The 19,258-nt window shown below is 67.1% G+C and carries 17 protein-coding genes and 1 pseudogene; 7 read left to right on the top strand and 11 right to left on the bottom strand.

The genetic code is table 11. From position 1 onward, the window contains the following. Positions 1–25: 25 nt before the first annotated feature. Complete coding sequence (locus Q0S71_RS00420) at positions 26–1,696, top strand: bifunctional protein tyrosine phosphatase family protein/NAD(P)/FAD-dependent oxidoreductase (protein WP_295990041.1); 1,671 nt, start codon at positions 26–28, stop codon at positions 1,694–1,696. Positions 1,697–1,724: 28 nt separating this feature from the next. Beyond that, the gene (locus tag Q0S71_RS00415) at positions 1,725–2,525 is read left to right on the top strand and encodes a sulfite exporter TauE/SafE family protein (RefSeq protein ID WP_295990039.1); all 801 of its coding nucleotides are present in this window, start codon (positions 1,725–1,727) and stop codon (positions 2,523–2,525) included. Positions 2,526–2,544: 19 nt separating this feature from the next. Here the strand turns inward: Q0S71_RS00415 and Q0S71_RS00410 are convergent, their stop codons facing one another. The 4 genes from Q0S71_RS00410 to Q0S71_RS00395 all read right to left on the bottom strand — a co-directional run bounded on the left by Q0S71_RS00410 (position 2,545) and on the right by Q0S71_RS00395 (position 4,378). After that, positions 2,545–3,273 (bottom strand): cytochrome c biogenesis CcdA family protein, encoded by a 729-nt coding sequence (locus Q0S71_RS00410; protein ID WP_295990037.1) that lies wholly within the window; start codon positions 3,271–3,273, stop codon positions 2,545–2,547. A gap of 8 nt (positions 3,274–3,281) precedes the next feature. Then, on the bottom strand, positions 3,282–3,668 hold the full coding sequence (locus Q0S71_RS00405; protein ID WP_295990035.1) for a thioredoxin family protein: 387 nt from the start codon (positions 3,666–3,668) through the stop codon (positions 3,282–3,284). A 64-nt stretch (positions 3,669–3,732) separates the two neighbouring features. Beyond that, positions 3,733–4,062 carry a hypothetical protein gene (locus Q0S71_RS00400; protein WP_295990032.1) on the bottom strand — a complete coding sequence of 110 codons (330 nt, stop codon included), beginning with the start codon at positions 4,060–4,062 and terminating at the stop codon, positions 3,733–3,735. A 109-nt stretch (positions 4,063–4,171) separates the two neighbouring features. After that, the gene (locus Q0S71_RS00395; RefSeq protein ID WP_295990031.1) at positions 4,172–4,378 is read right to left on the bottom strand and encodes a DUF2892 domain-containing protein; all 207 of its coding nucleotides are present in this window, start codon (positions 4,376–4,378) and stop codon (positions 4,172–4,174) included. A 224-nt stretch (positions 4,379–4,602) separates the two neighbouring features. Between Q0S71_RS00395 and Q0S71_RS00390 the strand changes: the two genes are divergently transcribed. Continuing rightward, the gene (locus Q0S71_RS00390; protein ID WP_295990029.1) at positions 4,603–4,896 is read left to right on the top strand and encodes an H-NS histone family protein; all 294 of its coding nucleotides are present in this window, start codon (positions 4,603–4,605) and stop codon (positions 4,894–4,896) included. 81 nt (positions 4,897–4,977) lie between these two features. On the opposite strand, the gene Q0S71_RS00385 is transcribed toward Q0S71_RS00390, so the two are convergent. Further along, positions 4,978–5,649, bottom strand: a complete 672-nt coding sequence (locus Q0S71_RS00385) for an alternative oxidase (RefSeq protein ID WP_295990027.1) — start codon at positions 5,647–5,649, stop codon at positions 4,978–4,980. A 318-nt stretch (positions 5,650–5,967) separates the two neighbouring features. Between Q0S71_RS00385 and Q0S71_RS00380 the strand changes: the two genes are divergently transcribed. Genes Q0S71_RS00380 through Q0S71_RS00365 form a run of 4 tightly spaced genes read left to right on the top strand, consistent with a single transcriptional unit; the run spans position 5,968 to position 10,056 of the window. After that, a complete protein-coding gene (locus Q0S71_RS00380) occupies positions 5,968–6,735 on the top strand; it encodes a FecR domain-containing protein (RefSeq protein ID WP_295990026.1) in 768 nt (255 codons plus the stop codon). Between the two features lie 60 nt (positions 6,736–6,795). Continuing rightward, positions 6,796–7,674, top strand: coding sequence for a DUF3365 domain-containing protein (locus tag Q0S71_RS00375; protein ID WP_295990025.1), 879 nt, complete (start codon positions 6,796–6,798; stop codon positions 7,672–7,674). A gap of 14 nt (positions 7,675–7,688) precedes the next feature. Continuing rightward, entirely contained in the window at positions 7,689–9,188 is a 1,500-nt protein-coding gene (locus Q0S71_RS00370) for a serine/threonine-protein kinase (protein ID WP_295990024.1), read from the top strand. Positions 9,189–9,210: 22 nt separating this feature from the next. Beyond that, positions 9,211–10,056: a protein phosphatase 2C domain-containing protein gene (locus Q0S71_RS00365; protein ID WP_295990023.1), complete on the top strand. Its 846-nt coding sequence runs from the start codon at positions 9,211–9,213 to the stop codon at positions 10,054–10,056. A gap of 109 nt (positions 10,057–10,165) precedes the next feature. On the opposite strand, the gene tagF is transcribed toward Q0S71_RS00365, so the two are convergent. The 6 genes and pseudogenes from tagF to tagH all read right to left on the bottom strand — a co-directional run bounded on the left by tagF (position 10,166) and on the right by tagH (position 19,205). Then, positions 10,166–10,861 carry a type VI secretion system-associated protein TagF gene (gene tagF, locus Q0S71_RS00360; RefSeq protein WP_295990063.1) on the bottom strand — a complete coding sequence of 232 codons (696 nt, stop codon included), beginning with the start codon at positions 10,859–10,861 and terminating at the stop codon, positions 10,166–10,168. A gap of 14 nt (positions 10,862–10,875) precedes the next feature. After that, the gene (locus Q0S71_RS00355) at positions 10,876–11,289 is read right to left on the bottom strand and encodes a type VI secretion IcmF C-terminal domain-containing protein (protein ID WP_295990062.1); all 414 of its coding nucleotides are present in this window, start codon (positions 11,287–11,289) and stop codon (positions 10,876–10,878) included. Between the two features lie 382 nt (positions 11,290–11,671). Next, positions 11,672–14,440: pseudogene (tssM, locus tag Q0S71_RS00350) on the bottom strand (type VI secretion system membrane subunit TssM); the annotation flags it as partial. Positions 14,441–14,486: 46 nt separating this feature from the next. Beyond that, a complete protein-coding gene (gene icmH, locus Q0S71_RS00345; RefSeq protein WP_295990022.1) occupies positions 14,487–15,881 on the bottom strand; it encodes a type IVB secretion system protein IcmH/DotU in 1,395 nt (464 codons plus the stop codon). A 6-nt stretch (positions 15,882–15,887) separates the two neighbouring features. After that, the gene (gene tssK, locus Q0S71_RS00340) at positions 15,888–17,219 is read right to left on the bottom strand and encodes a type VI secretion system baseplate subunit TssK (RefSeq protein ID WP_295990020.1); all 1,332 of its coding nucleotides are present in this window, start codon (positions 17,217–17,219) and stop codon (positions 15,888–15,890) included. Positions 17,220–17,249: 30 nt separating this feature from the next. Continuing rightward, a complete protein-coding gene (gene tagH / locus Q0S71_RS00335; RefSeq protein WP_295990017.1) occupies positions 17,250–19,205 on the bottom strand; it encodes a type VI secretion system-associated FHA domain protein TagH in 1,956 nt (651 codons plus the stop codon). Positions 19,206–19,258 lie beyond the last annotated feature (53 nt).

The following is a 19,258-nucleotide window of genomic DNA, read 5'->3' as shown; positions in this document are numbered from 1 at the left end:
TTTGAACCAGTTAAATAGAGAGACTATGGAAATTCATCAACTCGCGCCCGGCTTATCGATATCGGCGCAAGTCTTGCCGGAACAACTGGCGGCGATCCGCGCGGCAGGCTTCCTGACCATCATCTGCAACCGGCCCGATGCCGAAGGCGTAGACCAGCCCGCATTCGCGGAGATCGAAGGCGCGGCGCTGGCGCTCGGTATGACGGCGCACTATCTGCCGGCCGAATCGGGCAAGGTCAGCGACGAGCAAGTACGCACCTTCGGCCAACTGCGCGAGCAGTCGCCGCAACCGGTGCTGGCATATTGCCGCACCGGCATGCGTTCGACGACGATGTGGGCGCTGTCGCAGGCCGAACAACTGCCGCTGGCGCAGATCATCGATACGGCAAAGAAAGCCGGCTTCGACCTGAAAGGGCTGGTGCGGCGCATCCTGGAAAAAGGCCGCACGCCCGCCGACCTGGCGGTAGCGGCGCATACGGTCCTCGTCATCGGCGGCGGCGCCGCCGGCATCGCCACCGCCGCCAGCCTGCTGGCGCGCGATCCCGGCCTGGACATCGCCATCATCGACCCGTCCGAGGTCCATTATTACCAGCCCGGCTGGACGCTGGTCGGCGCCGGCGTGTTCGATGCCGCCGACACCGCCCGCACCATGGCCAGCACCATCCCGCGCGGCGCGCACTGGATCAAGTCCGCCGTGGCGGCGTTCGAGCCCGAGCGCAATGCCGTCATTCTCGAGGGCGGCAAGGTGCTCAAGTACGAACAACTGGTGATTTGTCCGGGCCTCAAGCTCGACTGGCAGGCCATCGAAGGCTTGTCCGACACGCTGGGCCGCAACGGCGTCACCTCCAACTACCGCTACGATCTGGCGCCCTACACCTGGCAGCTGATCCGGAATGCGCGCGGCGGACGGGCCATTTTCACGCAGCCGCCCATGCCCATCAAATGCGCCGGCGCGCCGCAAAAAGCCATGTACCTGGCGGCCGACCACTGGCGCCGCCACGGCCTGCTCGGCCAGATGGAGATCGAGTTCCGCTGCGCCGGCGCCGTGCTGTTCGGCGTGGCCGATTACGTGCCGGCGCTGATGGAATACATCGATGCCTATGGCGTCGGACTCCATTTCGGCCACACGCTGACCAGCGTGGACGGGCCGGCGAAGCTCGCCACCTTCAGTCGCAACACGGCCGACGGCGGCAAGGAATTCTTCCAGCAGCCGTTCGACATGCTGCACGTGGTGCCGCCGCAAGTGGCGCCGGATTTCATCCGCATCAGCGCCCTGGCCGATGCGGCGGGCTGGCTCGACGTCGATCCCGCCACGCTGCGGCACAAGACCTGGCCGAATATTCATGCGCTCGGCGACGTCGTCAACACGAGCAACGCCAAAACGGCGGCGGCGGCCCGCAAGCAGGCGCCCGTGGTGGCGCACAATGTGCTGGCGGCGCTGGGCCGGGCGCGGGGCAAGGCCCGCTACGACGGCTACGGCTCCTGCCCGCTCACGGTCGAACGCGGCAAGATCGTGCTGGCCGAATTCACCTACGGCGGCAAGCTCGCGCCCAGCTTTCCGGCGTGGCTGATCGACGGTACCCGGCCATCGCAGCTGGCGTGGCTGCTCAAGGAGCGCATCTTGCCGCCGCTGTACTGGATGGGCATGCTGAAGGGACGCGAATGGATGGCGAAACCGCGGCTGGCGGATCTATGATGGCGCGCCGATACGGAGGGGCCGCGCGATGACCACGGTCTTGTTACTCGGCTTCGCTGTCGGCCTCATTCTCGCCCTGACCGGCGCCGGAGGAGGAATACTGGCCGTGCCGCTGCTGGTTTTCGGCGCCGGCCTGAGCATGGCCGAAGCCGGGCCGATAGGCTTGCTGGCGGTCGGCCTGGCGGCGGCGCTGGGCGCCGTGATGGGGCTCAAGAACGGCACCGTGCGGTACAAGGCGGCGCTGCTGATCGCCGGGGCCGGCGTGCTCTGCTCGCCGGCCGGATTGTGGCTGACGCAACGCAGTCCGAACCGGCCGCTGACGGTGGCGTTTTCGCTGGTCCTCCTCTACGTCGCCTTGCGGGTGTATCAGCGCTCGATGCCGGCCGCGGCCAACGCCGGCGCGCACGACAAGCGGCCGCCGCCATGCCGGTTCGACGCCAAGCGCGGCAAGTTGAACTGGACCGCGCCCTGCGCCAGGGCGCTCGCGTTGTCGGGCGTCGTGGCGGGCGCCTTGTCGGGCTTGCTTGGGGTGGGCGGCGGCTTCGTGATGGTGCCGGCGCTGCAACGCTACACCGACTTGAGCACGCAGTCCGTGGTGGCCACCTCGCTCGCCGTGATCGCGCTGGTGTCGATGTCGGGCGTTGCCGCCAGCGCCGCCACGGGGCATTTGCAATGGGCGATTGCCCTGCCGTTTTCCGCCGGCGCCCTGGTGGGCATGACCGGCGGCCGTCTGGTCGCATCGAAACTGGCGGGCCAGCATCTGCAAAAGGCATTTGCCCTTGTGTCCGCGCTGGTGGCGGTGGCGCTTTTCCTTAAGGCTGTCTTTTAGAAATCATGCGCCGGCGGGGCTAAAACTTGGTAGTGATTGCCGTCAGCCAGGATGGGGAGAATTCAACGATGGAACTTTCCAACTGCTTGTCGTATCCGCTAATAATCAGCATCGACACCAGTACCATCGAAGCGCCCATCGCTACCTTGCCCGCCCTGCCCGCCATCAGCAACTTCCCCCGCGTCGAGCCGAGTATGCGTTTCGACAGCATGCCCAGCACGACGACGGGAGCGGCCGCGCCCAATCCAAACAGCGCCATCATGGCCGCCACTTGCAGGGTGTGCGCGCCCTGGCTGGCCAGCACGACGGCCGCGCCCAGGGTCGGACCGACGCATGGACTCCAGACCACGCCCAGCAACAGGCCGACGATAAATTGTCCCGCCAAGCCGTCGATGGATATTTTGGCCAGCAGCGTGTTGCCGGCGTCGCTGACGCGCGACGTCGTGCGCGCGAAGCGTTCCTGCAGTTTTGTCGACATCAAAACCAGGCCGATAAGGCCCAGTATCGCGGCGCCGCCTGTTTTCAGTATCTCGCCGTCCAGACCCACCACCGTGCCAACGGAAGCCAGTGTGGTGCCGATCACCGCGTAGGAAATCGCCAGTCCGCCAGCCAGGGCCAATGACGCCCGTGGATGCGCATTCGCCGCTGTTCCCAACAGGATCGGGATGATGGGTAAAACGCAGGGCGATAAGGGCGATAAGAGGCCGGCGGCGAAGCCGAATCCATATGAGGTGGGGCCGAAATCCATAGCCGCTCTTAATTCAGGGTTTTCTTGAATAAGGCTGCGATGCCGGCATGCGTGGTATCGCCTACCGATCGCCCCACTTCCTTGCCAGCCTTGAAAGCTATGAGCGTACTTTGCATGGCGACGTGATATTTCGCGAGCAGCGGTTTGGCGGCATCGAAGTCTATCGTCATCATCGTGAGGTCGCGATAAGCCGGAGCGTGCATCAATTCGTCCTCGATGGGCTTTTGCGCCTTGCAGGTGGTGCACCAGGTGGCGTATATGGACAGAACGACGGGCTTGCCGGCAATGGCCAGTTGGTCGAATGCGGCCTGGTCGTAGGGTTTGATTTCACCGGCCATGGATATCGATGCCAGGGAGGCCAGTGCTAGTGTGACAAACAATTTGCTGAGTTTCATATAATCCTAAAATAGACCGAAATGTAATGCGCTTACTTACGCATGGCACCGGTAGAACTACGCCTTATAGATATTCCTGACCGCACGAAATCGCGCCGATTTCGAAATGCGCGCCGCGACATGCGGCGCAGCCTCCCGACAGATCGCGTGTATCCGCTGCCACTGCGGCCACCGATAATCCTGCCGTGCGTTGCACGGTTGCCCGCTTCGCCAGGCCGAGGCAATTATTTGCCCACTCGATGCAACGCAAGACAGAGAACTGTCGCACCGTGGAAACCAGACTGTGCAGACCCGCGGTGCCCGGCACCATAGGCTTGACGCGCAAGGGGCGCCGCCCGTCCCAGGGAGTCGAAGTCCAGGTCAGAAGTTTTGCTGGGGTTGAGTAGTGGGTCATGATGCCTCCGTGAACGTCGGCGCAAACCTGCGCGATAAGATTTATTATACATACATCTTTAAATCTTGCCAGGGATTTTGCATTTTTGTACCGACGTGGCCTCAGGCGTTCACTTTGCCCTGGACTTCGGTTTCGGCGTGGTGCGCATGCCCAGCGCCCGGTAGATGGGACACCACGATATATAAGCCGTCGCGAACATGACCGGCGATAGCAGGCCGACCCAGCGCCAGGCGTCTTCCCGGATAAAAAACAGCGCCAGGACGACACCAAGGATGACACGGCCACGACGGTCGAACAGGCCTATATTCTTTTGCATTTGCTACTCCACGTTTAGTAAAAACGTAGATGATGAACTGGCGCGGGATGGAAGTATGTAACTTGAGTCACCCACGCCGGAATATATGAAACTCAGATGTTTTTACGAGAAATTCATCGCCATATTTCGGCCGCCGGTTTCACAGCCCTGTAAAAATATGGGATTGGATTTTTGAGATCGAGCGTGCTACAGTTACTCCATCATTTATCTTTTCAGGAGCCGATATGAGCACGTATGCAAAATACGCCGAAGAAATCGCAAAGCTGAAGGCGCTTGCCGAGACGGCGAGGCAGAATGAGATAGCGGAAGCCAAGACGCAGATACACGCAATCATGCAACAGTATGGATTGACGGTATCGGATCTGCAAACGTCGGGGGCTAAAGGTAAGGCTGCCAAAACGAAAGCGTCCGTCGCCGTAAAATATAAGAATTCAGAAACCGGTGCAACCTGGACCGGCCGTGGGCGCGCTCCATTGTGGTTGCAGGGTAAAGACAAGGCTGATTATCTGGTTAAATAACAGGTGAATAAACCTGTTTGCCGCCGCCGTCCTTGAGCGCGGGTTAATGCGCTCAAGGACGGCGGCGTACCGTACTCCCGCTCAGACTTCCTGAGCGACTGGACCCGCCGTCAAAATATCGGCGAACTCATGATTGACGTCGCGGTGACCCATTTCATCGTTACGCACGGCGATGACCACTTCACGCAGGCGCGCATCGGCAGCGAGGTTCCAGTAGGCGATGGCGATATCCGGCGCGGCGATGTTTTCAACCCGGCCGTCATCGATTTCCGTCAGGTAGAGGGTGTAACTGATGACCGCCTGCTCCTCGAAATAGCCGACCAAGCGGTGCGCGGTACGCGGCGACAGCAGGTACAGCATGAAGAAGGTGACGAAAAATATCGCTTGCACCGACAAGACGACGAAGCGCTCGAACCAATTCGGCTGTGCGATCTGGACGAAGGTCATCAGGTGCATCCGTTCATTTTCAGCTTCGTCGAGCAGGGTGCGGATCCAGCCGTGGTCGGGCACCATCCAGCGCAGGCAGCGCAAATGGACCAGCATGCCACCGACCATCCCCGGCACGGCGGCGACCGTTTCAAGCACGATGGCGCGATTGCCGTAGCGCTTGGCAAAGAAGGTGTCGGCAAAGAAGCGCAGCGTCAGCGTGATGCCGAGCGCGACGCGGTCGGACATGTTGCGGGCGGTGCGATGATCGTCCAGCGAGCTGGCGGCGACGGTGGCGTTGTTGCTGTGGTTGTTAGAGGCGTGCATTTTATTCTCCTACGAAAAGATTAAATGACAGATATGTAATCGGCTGGATCACAAAACATGTACCAATAATACTTCTTATTGATATCGAGGTCAAGAAATCCTTTCTTTAAAGAAAACATGCCACCGCGTTGCCCGGATCAAAATCAACGTTATCGCTACCGGGCAAACATTAATTAATTCCTAATCATCTGCAAAAATTGCAACTTCCGCCGGGGTTGCCTGCGGTACAATTACGCCTTGAATCGCCGACAGGAACGCCGCCCCCGGCGCGAGGCCACGCCGAACGCACAATCGAAGGTCCTACCAGTGAGCAGAAACGTGTACCACCTTTCCTATCTGCTGTTGACGATGGCCCTGCTGCACACCGTACTGCCGGCCCGGGCCGAGACCACACTCTCCGACGCGGCACAGCCGGTACGCCTGCTGCGCGGCACCAATTTCTATAGCGCGGTGCGCGGCGCCCGTCTGCAAAGCGGCGACCTGCTCGAAACCGGCGACGGCGGCGTGCAAATCGACATCGCCGGCATCGCCACGCTGGCCCTGGGCCCCGCCACCCGCGTGTATTTCAAGCTGGGCGCCGGCGCGCCGGAAGTGCAGCTGCTGGACGGCTGGCTGAAAGTTCAGGCCGCCGGCACGAACGCCGACAACGCGCCCCGGATCGCCAGCGGCGCCCTCGCCTTCGCCGTGGCCGGCGGTTCGGTGACGGTGCGCCACGCGGCCCGGAAAACCGAACTGTTTGTCGAAAATGGCGAGCTGCTCGTCAGCGATGCCGAGGCGGGGAAAACGGCGCGCGCCGTCAAGGTCCTGCGCGAGCAATATGCCGTGCGCAACGCGGCCGAGCTGCTGAAATTACTGCCGCGCGCGCCCCGCGATTTCCTGGGCGGCATGCCACCTACCTTCCTCGATACCCTGGTATCGGTCAACAGCAAAGGCGTGGCGGTGGCGCCCAAGCTCGACGCCGCCGCCACGTTCAGCCAGGTCACGCCGTGGCTGGCCGACGCGCCGGCGCTGCGCCAAACGTTGCAACGCCGATTCTATCCGCCGCCGCCCAAAAAACCGGCGCCGCCGTCGGTCGCGCATCAATAGCCTGTAAATAGCCCGCTGAGCCTGTCCCCGCTCCCATCCACTTCCGCCCCAAGGCCCGTCATGAAACTGTCGCTCGCCGCGAAATTCAATATCGTCTTCCTGACCATTTTCGGGCTCGGCTTTGTCGCCGCCAGCGCCGTCACCAATTATCTGTTGCAGCAAAACGCACGCGAGGAGACGCTGCAAAGCGCGCGCGTGCTGATGCAGGCCGCCCTCGCCGCGCGCAGCTACACGTCGAGCCAGATCTTGCCGCTGCTCGAAACCCACCTCAAATATGAATTCCTGCCGCAGTCGATCCCCTCGTACGCCGCCACCGAGCACCTGAACCAGCTGCTCAAATCCTATCCCGACTTCAGCTACAAGGAAGCGACGCTGAACCCGACCAATCTGCGCGACCGCGCCTCGGACTGGGAGGCCGACCTGGTCAACACCCTGCGCGCCAAGCCCACGCTCAAGGAGCTGGTGGGCGAGCGCGCCACCTCGATCGGCCCGGCGCTGTACGTGGCGCGGCCGCTGCAAATCACCAACGCGGCCTGTTTGCGCTGCCACAGCGTGCCCGACAACGCGCCCAAGACCATGATCGACATCTACGGCCGCAACAACGGCTTCGGCTGGAAGCATATGGAAGTGATCGGCGCCCAGGTGGTGTCGGTGCCGATGGACGTGCCGCTGCAACGGGCCAATGTGATGCTGCGCACGTATATGCTGTCGATGCTGGGCATCTTCGTGTTCCTGTTCATCGCCCTCAACGTCATGGTCCACATGTTCGTCACGCGCCGCATCACGCAGATGTCGCGCCTGGCCGACCAGGTCAGCCTGGGCGAATTCAACGCCGAGGAACTCGACGTCAAGGGCAATGACGAATTGTCGGTGCTGGCGCGCTCCTTCGGCCGCATGCGCACCAGCCTGGCGAGCGCGATGAAAATGCTCGACGAATAAGGCGGACCGATTTCATGCTTGAACACCTGGGCAAATACCGTATCGACAGCATCCTCGGCAAGGGTGCCATGGGCGTCGTCTACAAGGCCTTCGATCCGCACATCGAGCGCGTGGTGGCGCTCAAGACCATCCGCAAGGAGCTGTTCAGCGACGCCCAGCAGGCCGACCTCATCAGCCGCTTCAAGAACGAGGCCCAGGCCGCCGGCCGGCTGCAACACCCCAACATCGTCATGGTGTACGACTATGGCGAGGACAGCGAATCGGCCTACATCGCCATGGAATTCGTCGACGGCACCGCGCTCAACACGCTGATGGTGCCCGACCAGCCGACCGCCCTGCCCCGCATCAACGCCTGGATGGGCGACCTGTTGCTGGCGCTCGAATACGCCCACTCGCGCGGCGTGGTCCACCGCGATATCAAGCCGGCCAACCTGCTCATCACGTCGGCGGCCCAGGTCAAGGTGAGCGACTTCGGCATCGCCCGCATCGAATCGTCGACGCTGACTCAGACCGGCTCCATGATAGGCACGCCGAGCTATATGTCGCCCGAGCAGTTCCGCGGCGAGACCGTCGACGGCCGCTCCGACGTGTTCTCGGCCGGCATCCTGCTGTACCAGATGCTGACCGGCGTGCGGCCCTTCGTCGGCTCGCCCTCCATCGTCATGCAGCAAATCCTCAACGAAATGCCGGCGCCGCCGTCGCGCGTGCTGCCCGCGCTGGGCACCGGCTACGACCGCATTCTGGAGCGCGCCCTGGCCAAGGCGCCGGCCGAGCGCTACGCGTCGGCCCGCGCCTTCCTCGACGCGTTGAACCAGGCCGGCCAGCCCGACGGCGCCGACCCCGACGCCACCGCCATGGGCGACGCCGACCGCACCGTGATGGCGGCCGGGCTGCGCTTCAACCCGGCGCCGCAGGCCGGCCCGGCCACCGGCGCCGGCCTCGGCACCGGCACCGGCAGCAACACCATGACGCCGTGGAAGCTCGAAGCGTTCCCGGAACTCGACACCATCCTGTCGCGCCAGATCGGCCCGATGGCCAAGTTCCTGCTCAAGAAAGTGGCGGCGCAGGCCGACGGCATCGACGATTTGTGCGACCTGCTGCTGCCGCACATCCCGTCCGACGTCGGCCGGCTGGAATTCCAGGCCAGCGTCGCGCTGCTCAAGAAAAAGCTGGCCGCCAGCGGCACCGGCAGCGGTGCCGCCAGCACCCGCACCGCGCTGGGCAGCGGCGCCACCGGCCTCGGCATGCGCACCGGAACCGGAACCGGGACCGGGACCGGCGTGGGCGGCCAGGCCGGCCGCTCGGCGGTCCGCGCCCCGGTCGCCTACGACGATGCGTTTATCGACAGCACCGTCCAGAAGCTGACCGTCTTCATCGGCCCCATCGCCAAGGTGGTGGCGAAACGCGCGGCGCGCCAGACCAACGACAGGAACGATTTCCTGCGCCTGGTGGCCGAGCATATCGACGTGCTGCCGGAGCGGGCCCGCTTCCTCAGCGAAAACGGGGTGGCCTGATGCGCGCCGCCGCGAGCGCCCGATGAGCGCCTGGACGCCGCTGTCGGGCGGCCGGCCGCACCGCCTGTCGCTGGGCGTGGCGCTGGGCGCCACCGACGTCGGCCCGGTGCGCGACAGCAATGAAGACAACTTCCTCATCGACGAGTCGCTGGGCCTGGCCATGGTGGCCGACGGCATGGGCGGCCACGCCGCCGGCGAGGTGGCCAGCGCCGGCGCCTTGCAAGCCTTGTGCGACTATCTGCACCGGCACGCCGACGCGGCCATGCGCCAGCACGGCAGCGACGACGCCGACGCCACCTGGTCGGACCCGACCATGCGCGCCGTCGGCCTGTTGTACGATGCCATCGACTTCGCCAACCACGGCCTGTATGCGCAAAACCTGGCGCGCAACTGTCCCGAGGGCGGCGGCATGGGCACCACGCTGTGCGGCTTCTGGCATCCGCCCGGCGACGCGGCGCTGGTGTTGTTCAATGTGGGCGACAGCCGTTTGTACCGCCAGCGCGACGGCCGGCTGGAACAGCTCACGCGCGACCAGACCCTGTATCAGCAGGCGCTGGAAGCGGGCGTCATCGACCACTTGCCGGCCCGCAATTTGCTGTTGCAGGCGGTCGGGCCGTCGCCGCACATCACGCCGGAGGTGCGCTCGCAACTGCCGCTGCCGGGCGATGTGCTGATGCTGTGCAGCGACGGCTTGCACGGCGCGGTGCCGCACGGGGAAATCGAGCAGGTGCTGGCCGGCGCCACGGCCGCGACGCTCGACGCCGCCTGCGCGCGACTGATCGCGCTGGCCAAGCAGTACGGCGGCCGCGATAATATTACGGTGCTGCTGACCTGGTGCGATCCGTTTCAGACGCTTCAGGGCGGCTGACGCGCGGGCCCGGCGGCGCGCAACATGGCGATGTTATACGGCGGCGGTGATGTTGGCGCTAACCGGGGTCCTATGCTCGTCGTTTGCGCCGGTTTGCGGCGCGACCGCTTCAGGCGCCGGGCCAGCCGTGGCCGCGCCAGTCGCCGTCGAGCAGCGCGGCGAACGCGGCCGGCGGCGGCAGGCCGCGGCTAATCAATATGCACGGCGCCACCTGCGGCGAGCCGTCGGTCCACCACAGACACTGGCCGGCCAGCGCGGCGCCGGCGATGGCGCGCATCAATCCGGCGCCGTCGGCGTCGGCCAACGAGCGTGTGGCGTCGAGCGCGATGATCGGCCCGGCCGGCGCCACCACCGCGCCGTCCGGCTGCGCGGCGGCGCTCAGGGCGGCGTCGAAATCGTCCAGCGAAAATTGCTCGCCCAGCGACGACAGCGCCAGCGCTTCCAGCCGCCCGTACCACGTTTCGTGCGATGTCATGCAGTCCAGCAGCGGCATCGACGGGGGCAGCGCACACGCCAGCGTCAGCGGAAAATGCCGCCCCACCCGGTCGACGCTGGGCATCAGCAGGCCGGCCCAGCCCCGCTCGCCGCACACGCCGGGCGCCAGCGCGAAACGCCAGATCGGGCTGCTCAAATACGTGGCCAGCCAGGCCGGCCCCAGCGCCGTCTTGCTCAGTTGCAGTCCGCCTTGCAGCCAGCCATCCCAGGCCTGCTGAAAGGCCGGCGCCAGCCGGCGGCCGACGAAATCGCCATGGCTGGTGACTTTGCCGAAAAAGCCGGGGCGCGGGTCGAACGCGTCATCGTCCATGATGTCCATCACAGCTACCACCCGGCCGGGCAGCGGAACTGTTCCAGCGCGTCGCGCCGGAACGGGTTGACGACGCTGCTGGCGGTGAGCTGGTAGACGGCCTTGTGGCCATCGAGATCGTAGCTCAGCTTGTAACGCTCGCCCTGCCCGGTCGGCTCCAGCACGCCCTTGTCGAGCATGCGGAACCAGGCCCACGGACCGTCCGTGCGCAGGTCGGCGCGCAGGGCCGGCGTCGCTTCCAGGTGGACCTGGCCGCCGCCCTTGCCGCTCGGCAGCACGATCTGCACCGGGCGCGACGCCACGCCGGCCGCGTACGCCACGGCCTGGCCGTCGATGTCGAAGCCGACCTTGGTCAGGGCGGCGTCGGCGCTCAGCGGCGAGAGCTCGAAACGCAGCGCGGGCTGGCGGCCGCCGGCGGCGAAGAACATGTCGCGCAGGCGGGCCGCGCGCTGGAACTGGTTCAGCACTTCCTGCGGCACGCCGGTGGCGCCGGCGCCGCCGTCGCGCCACTTCCACTGGGCCGCGCCCATGTCGACCTGGGCCGCCAGGTTCTTGGCGAAGAAGTCGTCCATGACGCCGCCCGGTCCGAAGAATTTGCCGAAGTCGTCGGGCGTGACTTCCTTGGCCGCGCCGCGCACCAGCGGATAGCGGCCGGCGATGGCGTCCTGGCAGAACGGCGCGCCGGCCGCGCTCCACAGCGCTTGCAGCCGCGCCCGCTCGCTGCCCAGGGTCAGGCCGGCGCCGGCGCTGTCGATATTTTTTCAGCATCGCGCCCAGCGGCGCCGGCTTGCCGTCCGCTTCGCGCTTGACACGCTGCATCACCTCGGCCGCCGGCGGCGGCGTGCCGGCGCGGCGCGCGCCGTCGGCGGCGTCGAAGTACTGCGAGGCGTCCTTGAGCAGGGCCAGTTGCGCGTCCAGCGGCGCCGGACCGGCCGCGCCGGGCGCGCCCACCAGCTTGTGCAGCGCGTCGAAATGCTGGTCGACCGGGTTGGCCGCCTTCGCTTCCGGCGGCGCCGCGTCGTCGCCCGAGCCGAGCGCCGATTCGAGCTTGCGGCGCGCCGCCGCCAGCTTGCCGCGCACCGCCTCGTCCAGCGCCGCCACGGCCGGCTTGGCGCCGGCGCCGTCGAGCGTGGTTTCCTTGGCCGCCGCCTGCAGGAAGCTGCGCAGCGGCGAGTCGGCCGCGGCCAGCGCGTTGGTCACGCGGGCGCCCTGGTCCAGGCTGGAAAACGGCACGATGCGCACGTCGGCCAGCAAGCCGTCCCACTGTTTGATGTAGTCGGCGTAATACAGTTGCAGCACGGCCGCGCGCAGCTGGTCGCCGGTGACGGCAGCCACCGCGCCCTCCGACTCGCGCCGGTCCAGCACCCAGCTGTCCTGGGCGATGTCGAGCATGGCCTGCGGCAGCTGCTTGAGCAGTTCGCGGTAGCCGGCCACGCTGTAGACGCCGGGCACGCCGCGCGTGAGCGGTTCGCCGCTGCCGCGCGCCAGCAGCAGCGAGACGTCGCGTCCGACCGCGCGGTTGACGCTGAACTCGGGCAGCCGCGCCTGCGCCACCTGGCGCTTGAGGCGGTTGTAGACGCGCTGCGGCAGCGGCATCATGGCCAGCGTCAGCCGCGTCTGCGCGATCAGGGTCGCGTCCAGCGCGGGCGGCTCGGCGCTGTCGTCGCCGGCGTCGAACAGGGCCGCCACGTGGGCCGCCAACTGGTCGCGCTGGTCGGCGCTGGCGTCGGGCAGGTTGCGGCGCCAGTCGAAGTTCAGCCACGCTTGCACGGAGTCGGGGTCCAGATGCTTGGGCTGGCCCAGCATCAGATACACGCGCAGCGTTTCGTACAGCAATTCCTGGTTGTTGGCGTCGCCGCGCCGCAGCACGTCTTCCAGCCGGCCGGCCAGGCGCGGCATGAGCGTGGTGCGCAACAGGCGGCGGTACAGGATCTGGCCGCCGGCGCCCAGTTTATCGGCCTGGTTCAAGCCGAAACGATTGAGCAGCGGGACGCCGTTGTCGCGCTCGGCGTAACCGCCGGGCAGCGCGCGCGCCGCGTTCAGCAACGGCAGCAGCGCCACCACGCTGCCCTGCGACGGCGTGGCCTGGGCCAGCTGGTCGAGCTGGGCGCTGCGCGCCGTCACCTCGGCCACGTAGCGACTGTTGCGCATGTCGCTGACGGCCAGGCCGGCGGCCGTCAACACCAGCAACAGGCCGGCGACGCCACCGGCCAGCCAGCGCAGATGCTGGCGGCGGCGCTCGTAGCGGCGGTCGGTGCCGGCCAGTTCGGCTTCCTTGAACATCAGCTCGCGCAGCAGCGTGGTGATGAAATAACTGCGGCCGCTGGCGGCGTTCGGCGCCAGCACCTTGCGGTCCAGTCCGAAGGCGGCGGCCAGCGAGGCCATGACGCGGTCGATCGGGCTGCCCTCCTGCGTGCCGCTGGTGAAGTACACGCCGCGCAGCAGCGCCGTTTCTTCAAAGCGGGTGGCCTGGAACACTTCGTTGAGGAAGCCGCCCAGCACCTCGCCGATGGCCGCGAACTGCTGCGGGAAGCGGTACAGCAAGGCGCGCCGTTGCAGGTCGCGCTCCTGTTGCATGCGTTCGAGCACGCGCACCTGCAACTGCCGCTCCAGGGCCTGGAAACGCTGCGGAAAACTCGCCAGCGCCACGCCAGCCTGGCCGCCGGCGCCGGCCGGAAAGGTCATGCCCCAGACCTGGGCCCGCTCCTCGCGGCCCAGGCCGTCGAAAAACTCGACGAAGCCGGCCAGCAAATCGCATTTGGTGACCGTCACGTAGATCGGGAAACTGCTGCCCAGGCGTTCGTGCAATTCCTTGATGCGGGCGCGGATCGCCAGCGCCTGCGCCTGCCGTCCGGCCGCGCCCTGCTGCAACAGGTCGGCCACGCTAAGGGCGACGATGACGCCGTTGATCGGCCGCCGCGGCCGGTGTTTTTTCAGCAGGCCGAGAAAGCCGTTCCAGCCGGCCTGGTCGACTTCGGCGTGGCTGTCCTGGGTGGTGTAGCGGCCCGCCGTGTCGAGCAGCACGGCCTCGTCGGTGAACCACCAGTCGCAATGACGGGTGCCGCCGACGCCGCCGATGGCGCCCGGCCCCAGCGTGTCGGCCAACGGGAATTTCAGGCCGGAATGGAGCAGCGTGGTGGTCTTGCCGCTGCCCGGCGCGCCCACGAACATATACCACGGCAGCTGGTACAGATATTGGCCGTTCCACTGTTTCTTGCCGGGTGCGGCCTTGCGCAACACGTCCATGGCCTGCTGCATGCGCTTGGCCAGCAAGGCTTGCTCCTGCAAGGCTTCCTGGCGCTGCGGCGCGACCTTGGCCGCGCCGTCCTCGGGCGGCGCCAGGCTGGCCATCAGGCGCCGGTTGGCGAGCCGGGCGGCGATGGCCTGCCACAGAAAGTAGCCGGCCCAGATCGCCAAAAACAGCAGGATGAAGAACCAGCGCACGCTGGTCGAGGCGAACGGCTCCCTGCCGTTGTAGGCGAACAGCGGCCCCTCGAACCAGACCAGCAGGGACAACAGCAACACGCCGAGCAGGGACAGCACCCAGCGCTTGAGCAGCCAGGAAAAAAGTCGTTTCATAGTCGTCCGCCGCGGCGGCCCAAGAATTGGGAAAAGGCGCTGGCCGTCATGGCGCCAGCGCCGGGGTCAATACCACGATGTCGACGCGGCGGTTGCGCGCGCGGTTGGCCGGTGTGTCGTTGGCCACCTGCGGCTCGGTGTCGCCGCGCCCTTCGGCGCCGTAGCGGCCGGGCGGCCCGGCCTGTTCGGCCAGCGCAGCCAGCACGGCGCCGGCGCGGGCCTTGGACAAATCGTAGTTCGACGGGTAGCGGGCCGACAGGCCGGGCTTGGTGTCGTCCGTGTGGCCGATGACGATGACCTTGCCCGGCAGCGTGTTGAGCGCCGCGCCGATGCGCGCCAGCAGCGGCGCGACCCGGCCCTGCACTTCGGCGCTGCCGGAGTCGAACATGCCGTCGCCGCGCACGGTGATGACGCAGCGTTCGGCCGTTTCATGCACGCTCACCAGGCCCTGCGCGACTTCCGTCGCCAGGAAACCGGCGATGCGGGCCGGCGCGGGCGGCGGCGGCGCGCGCGGCGCCACCGGCACCGTTTGCAGCACGTGGATTTTCGACAGGCCGGCGAACACCGGGTCGGACGCGCGGTTCAGCATCATGCTGCACACTAGCTGAATGATCAGCAGCAGCACGGCGGCGGCGGCGATCAGCACCCAGACCGGAACGCGGCGCAGCGGCGACGGCGCCTGCGCGCCCTCGCCGCGCCAGGCCGGCGACAGGTCGGCTTCGTAGCCGCCGCGGTGCTGGCGTATCAGTTGCAGCAGCCGTTCGCGCAGCGTGGCCAGTTGCGCCTGGCCCTGGTCGACCATGCGGTAGCGGCCTTCCAGCCCCAGCGACAGGCATAAATACATCAGTTCCAGCAAGTCCAGATTGGCGGCCGGATTCTGGCTCAGGCGTTGCAGGATGAGGAATACTTTTTCACCGCCGGACGCTTCGTTATGGAAGGCCACCAGCAGGCTGCGCGTGCTCCACACGCCGCTGCCCCAGGCCGTGCTGGCGATGGTTTCGTCGAGCAGCGTGCACAGAGCGTAGCGCGCGGCGGCGATGGCTTCGCTGTCGACGCCGCCGGCGCGGGCGTCCGCTTCAAAGGTCTTGATGGCCAGCGCCAGGCGCTCGCGCAATGGCAGCAGGTCGGGCGGCTGGGCGGTGGTGCGCAACGGCACCACCAGGTCGAGCAAGGGATTGGCGGCGCGCACCAGCGGGTTGAGGCCGCTGCCCGGCGCGCTGGCCACGCCGACCACGCCGGACGAGGGCAACGAAGGCGATGGTGCGGCCGGTGCCGGCGCGGCGGACGGGATGACGCCGCCGGCGATGGTGGCGTCGGCCGATGCTGCCAGCGGCGGCGTGGCCGGCGCAGGTGCCGGCGCCGCGCGGCGCCCGCCCGGCGTCGGCACCATCATGGTCGCGTCCGGATCTTGCCGGGGGTCCAGTGGGTCTTGTGTGCTCACGCCGGCCTACCTTCTGATGGCCCAGAACTGCATCTGCAATCCCGGAAAATCGCCGGCCACATGCATCGCGAAACCGGCCGAGTTATTAAGGTGCAGGAAATATTCGCTGCTGCGGTCCAGCTCGAAATACGTGTAGCCGGCATAAAATGGCAGCTGGCGCGGCGCCACCGGCAAGGCGCGCAGGCCGATGCCGGGCAATTGCAGGTTGACCAGGACGCGGATCTTTTCCACCGAGCCTATCTTGACCTGCGCCGGGAAGGCGTTGCGCACCATCTCGGCCGGCATCTGCGCGTTCACCGCCAGCACGAAGCTGGCCGTGCGCAACAGTTCCTTGTCGGCCAACACGGCCACGCGGATGCCGAACTGGCGTTCTTCGAGCGGAATCGGCACCGCCTGCGCATCCATCACGGTCGACAGCGCGCGCCGCAAGTCGGCGATCAGCGGCGCGAAACTTTCGGCCAGATGGTCGTGGCGGTAGAGCGGATAGGCGGCGGCGCGCTTGCCGGCCTCGGTGAAGGTGGCCAGCTCGCCGGCCAGCTCGAGCAGCGCGCGGTAGAGGCGCTCCGGGTGCATGCCGGTGGCGCCGGCCAGGTGGATGAACAGCGGCTCGACGCGGTTGAGCAATTGCAGCAGCAGGAAATCGGCGATTTCGGCGGCGCCCGCCGCGCCCGGCTGCGACAGCCGCCCGGCCAGCGCGTCGCCACGCTGGTGCAGCAGGCCGAGCAGTTCGTCGGCGAAACCGGCCAGGCGCGGCGCGGCGCGGAAGTCCAGGCACGGCGCGCAATACTCGGGATCGAGCACGACGCGGTTGTCGGCGCGACGCTCGACGATGCGGGCGATGCCCAGCGTGGCGTAGGCGTTCACGACTTCGCTTTCGAGCGCGATGCGCAGGCGCAGCTTGCCGACCTGCATCAGGGCGCTGTTGTCGAGGCCATTGCTGTCCCACACTTCGTAATCGTCGCTGCGGTGGCGGGCGAAATTGTCGGCGCCGTCGAGGTTGCCCACTTCGGCCACGCCGTGGCGGCGCAGCGGCAGCGCCAGCACCACCAGCACGTTGCGCGCGTCGGCCGGCACGTCCAGCGGCAGCGGCAGCTCGTCCTCGGACGGCAGGTCGAAGGGCGTGCCGTCGGGCAGCACGGCGCGGCACGATTGCAGCGCCAGCTTGCCCAGCGCCAGTTGCTGCTCGTCGAGCTGGAGCGCCGAAAAACCGTAGCCGTAAGGCGCCAGGGCGGCCACCCGCGCCTCCAGGTGGCTCTGCCAATAACGGTCGTGCTGCTGCAAGTGCTGCGGTTGCAGCAACATGCCTTCGGACCAGACTACTTTATTTTTCCACGCCATGATGCCCCAATTTTTAGTGTGATTCCCGGGCTACTTGCCGGCCCGGCGCAGGCGTTCGACCTGCTCTTCGTAGGCTTCCGAGAATTTCTCGCCGAACAGGCGCTGCAAATCGTCGTCGGCCTCGCGCGCGATCTCGCCGTACAACTCGACCAGGCGGTCCCACATCTTGGCCTTGCGGTGCGAGGCCATCATCTTGTCCATCACGGTCGGCACGGCCAGCCGGCTTTCGATCTGGGCCGGGTCGAAGCGGTGCAGCACCGCCGCCAACGCCGCCCGCATGCCGGCGATGACGGCCAGTTCGTGCGCCTTCAAGTCGTCGAAGGCGCTGTGCATGGCTTGCACCGGCGCCATGTAGCCGGCCATGCCGTTGGTGAGCATCTGCTTGAGCGCGCTATCGGAATTCGGGAAGAACTTGAGTGGATTGTTGGCGCTGATCGAAATCATCGTCATGTCGATGCGGCTTTCCCGTTTGGTCAGCGCGCGCGCCATCAGCACTTCCATGGTGCCGGCGGTGGCCTCGCGCAGCATCGCGCCCACGGTTTCGGCGATCTGGACGCCGGAACGGTTCAGCGGCAGGTCCGGCAGGCCCAAGCCGCGCAGCAGCGCTTGCAGCACTTCGCTGTCGCTGGCGCCGGCGACGGATGCTGGCGCAGCGCTGGACGACGGCGCGACGGCCGACGCGGGCGCTGCGACCGCTGGCGTTGGCGTTGGCGTTGGCGTTGGCGTTGGCGTTGGCGTTGGCGCGGCGATGGTCGCCTGCTGAAGCGGCTGTTGCGGCTGTTGCGGCTGTTGCGGCTGTTGCGGCTGTTGCGGCTGCGGCTGTTGTGGCTGGTGCTGCGCTGGCTGCTGCGACGTCGGTGCCGGTGCCGACTCGACCGCCGGATGCGGCGCCGACATCAGCATCTGCGCCGCATCAGCACTCTCGCCAGCGCGGTCCGAAGACGGCGCGGCGGTAGCGGCGGACAGCGGCGCGACATCGGCCGGCAACGCGAATTGAGGCCATGCGTCGGATGCCGGCGCGCTCTGGACGATGGGCGCCGGCGCGGCGAAGGCCACGGGCGACGGTACGGCATCATCGGTCGGGATCGGCATCGGCGCAGGCGCGGCATGGGCTGTCGGCGTCGGTGCCGCATGGGCGTAAGCGGCAGGCGCTGGCGCCGGCGTGGTCACGCGCGGCAAAAAATCGGCCAGAGGATCGTAGTCGGCGGGGATCGCGTAGCCGCCAGCCGGACGCGCCGGCGGCGGCATCGGCGCCGGGGCCTGCATCGGCATCGGACTGTAGGGCTGCGCTCCGCCGACCGGCAGGCGGAACGGCACCAGCTCGGGCGACACATGGTCGCTTTCGGCGGCGCGGTATTGCGGCGCCAGGTTCAAGCCGAGGTCGCCGGGCACGGGCTGGGCCGGCGGCGCCAGCGGCGGCGCGCCGAACAGGTTCAGGCCCAGCGGATCGTCGAGCGCCGCGCCGGCGTCGTCGCAGGGACGCACATCGAGGATGCGCGCGCCGGCCAGCGCATCGACGGCGCCCTGGTGATAGGAGGGAGCCACGGGCGCGGCGGGTGCCGGCTCCAGCGGCGGCAAGGACGCCGGCGCGGCCACGGGCGGCGGCACGAACAGCGGCAGGGCCGTGTCGTTCAGCGGCGCCGGCGGCAGCCACGGCGCGGCCGGCGCCGCGACGGTGATGCGCGCTTCCAGCTGATAGTCGCCGATGACGATGCGGTCGCCGTCGGCCAGCGCGATGTCGCGGCCCTTGCCCAGCGGCCGGTCGTTGACCACGCTGGGATTGCTGCCCACATCTTCCAGGAAATACGCGCCGCCGCGGAACGCCACCTGCGCGTGCGTGCGCGAGATGTATTTGCTGGCGTCGTCGAGCACCAGCAGGTTATCGGGCGCGCGGCCCAGGGCCCCGCCAGCCTCGGTGAAGTGCCCCGCCGACGCGTGCGGCGCCGGCTGGTTGCGGTAAGTCAAAATACTCAGGGTTAACGGCATCGGATCAGGCAATATGGGTGGCAGGTGGGGCGCCGGCGACCCCGGGAAGGCCG

This window comes from Rugamonas sp., assembly GCF_025354735.1.
In the GTDB taxonomy this organism is placed as follows: Bacteria; Pseudomonadota; Gammaproteobacteria; order Burkholderiales; family Burkholderiaceae_D; genus Rugamonas.
Note: the sequence above shows the minus strand (reverse complement) of the source record. Positions and strands in the feature narration are given on the sequence as shown.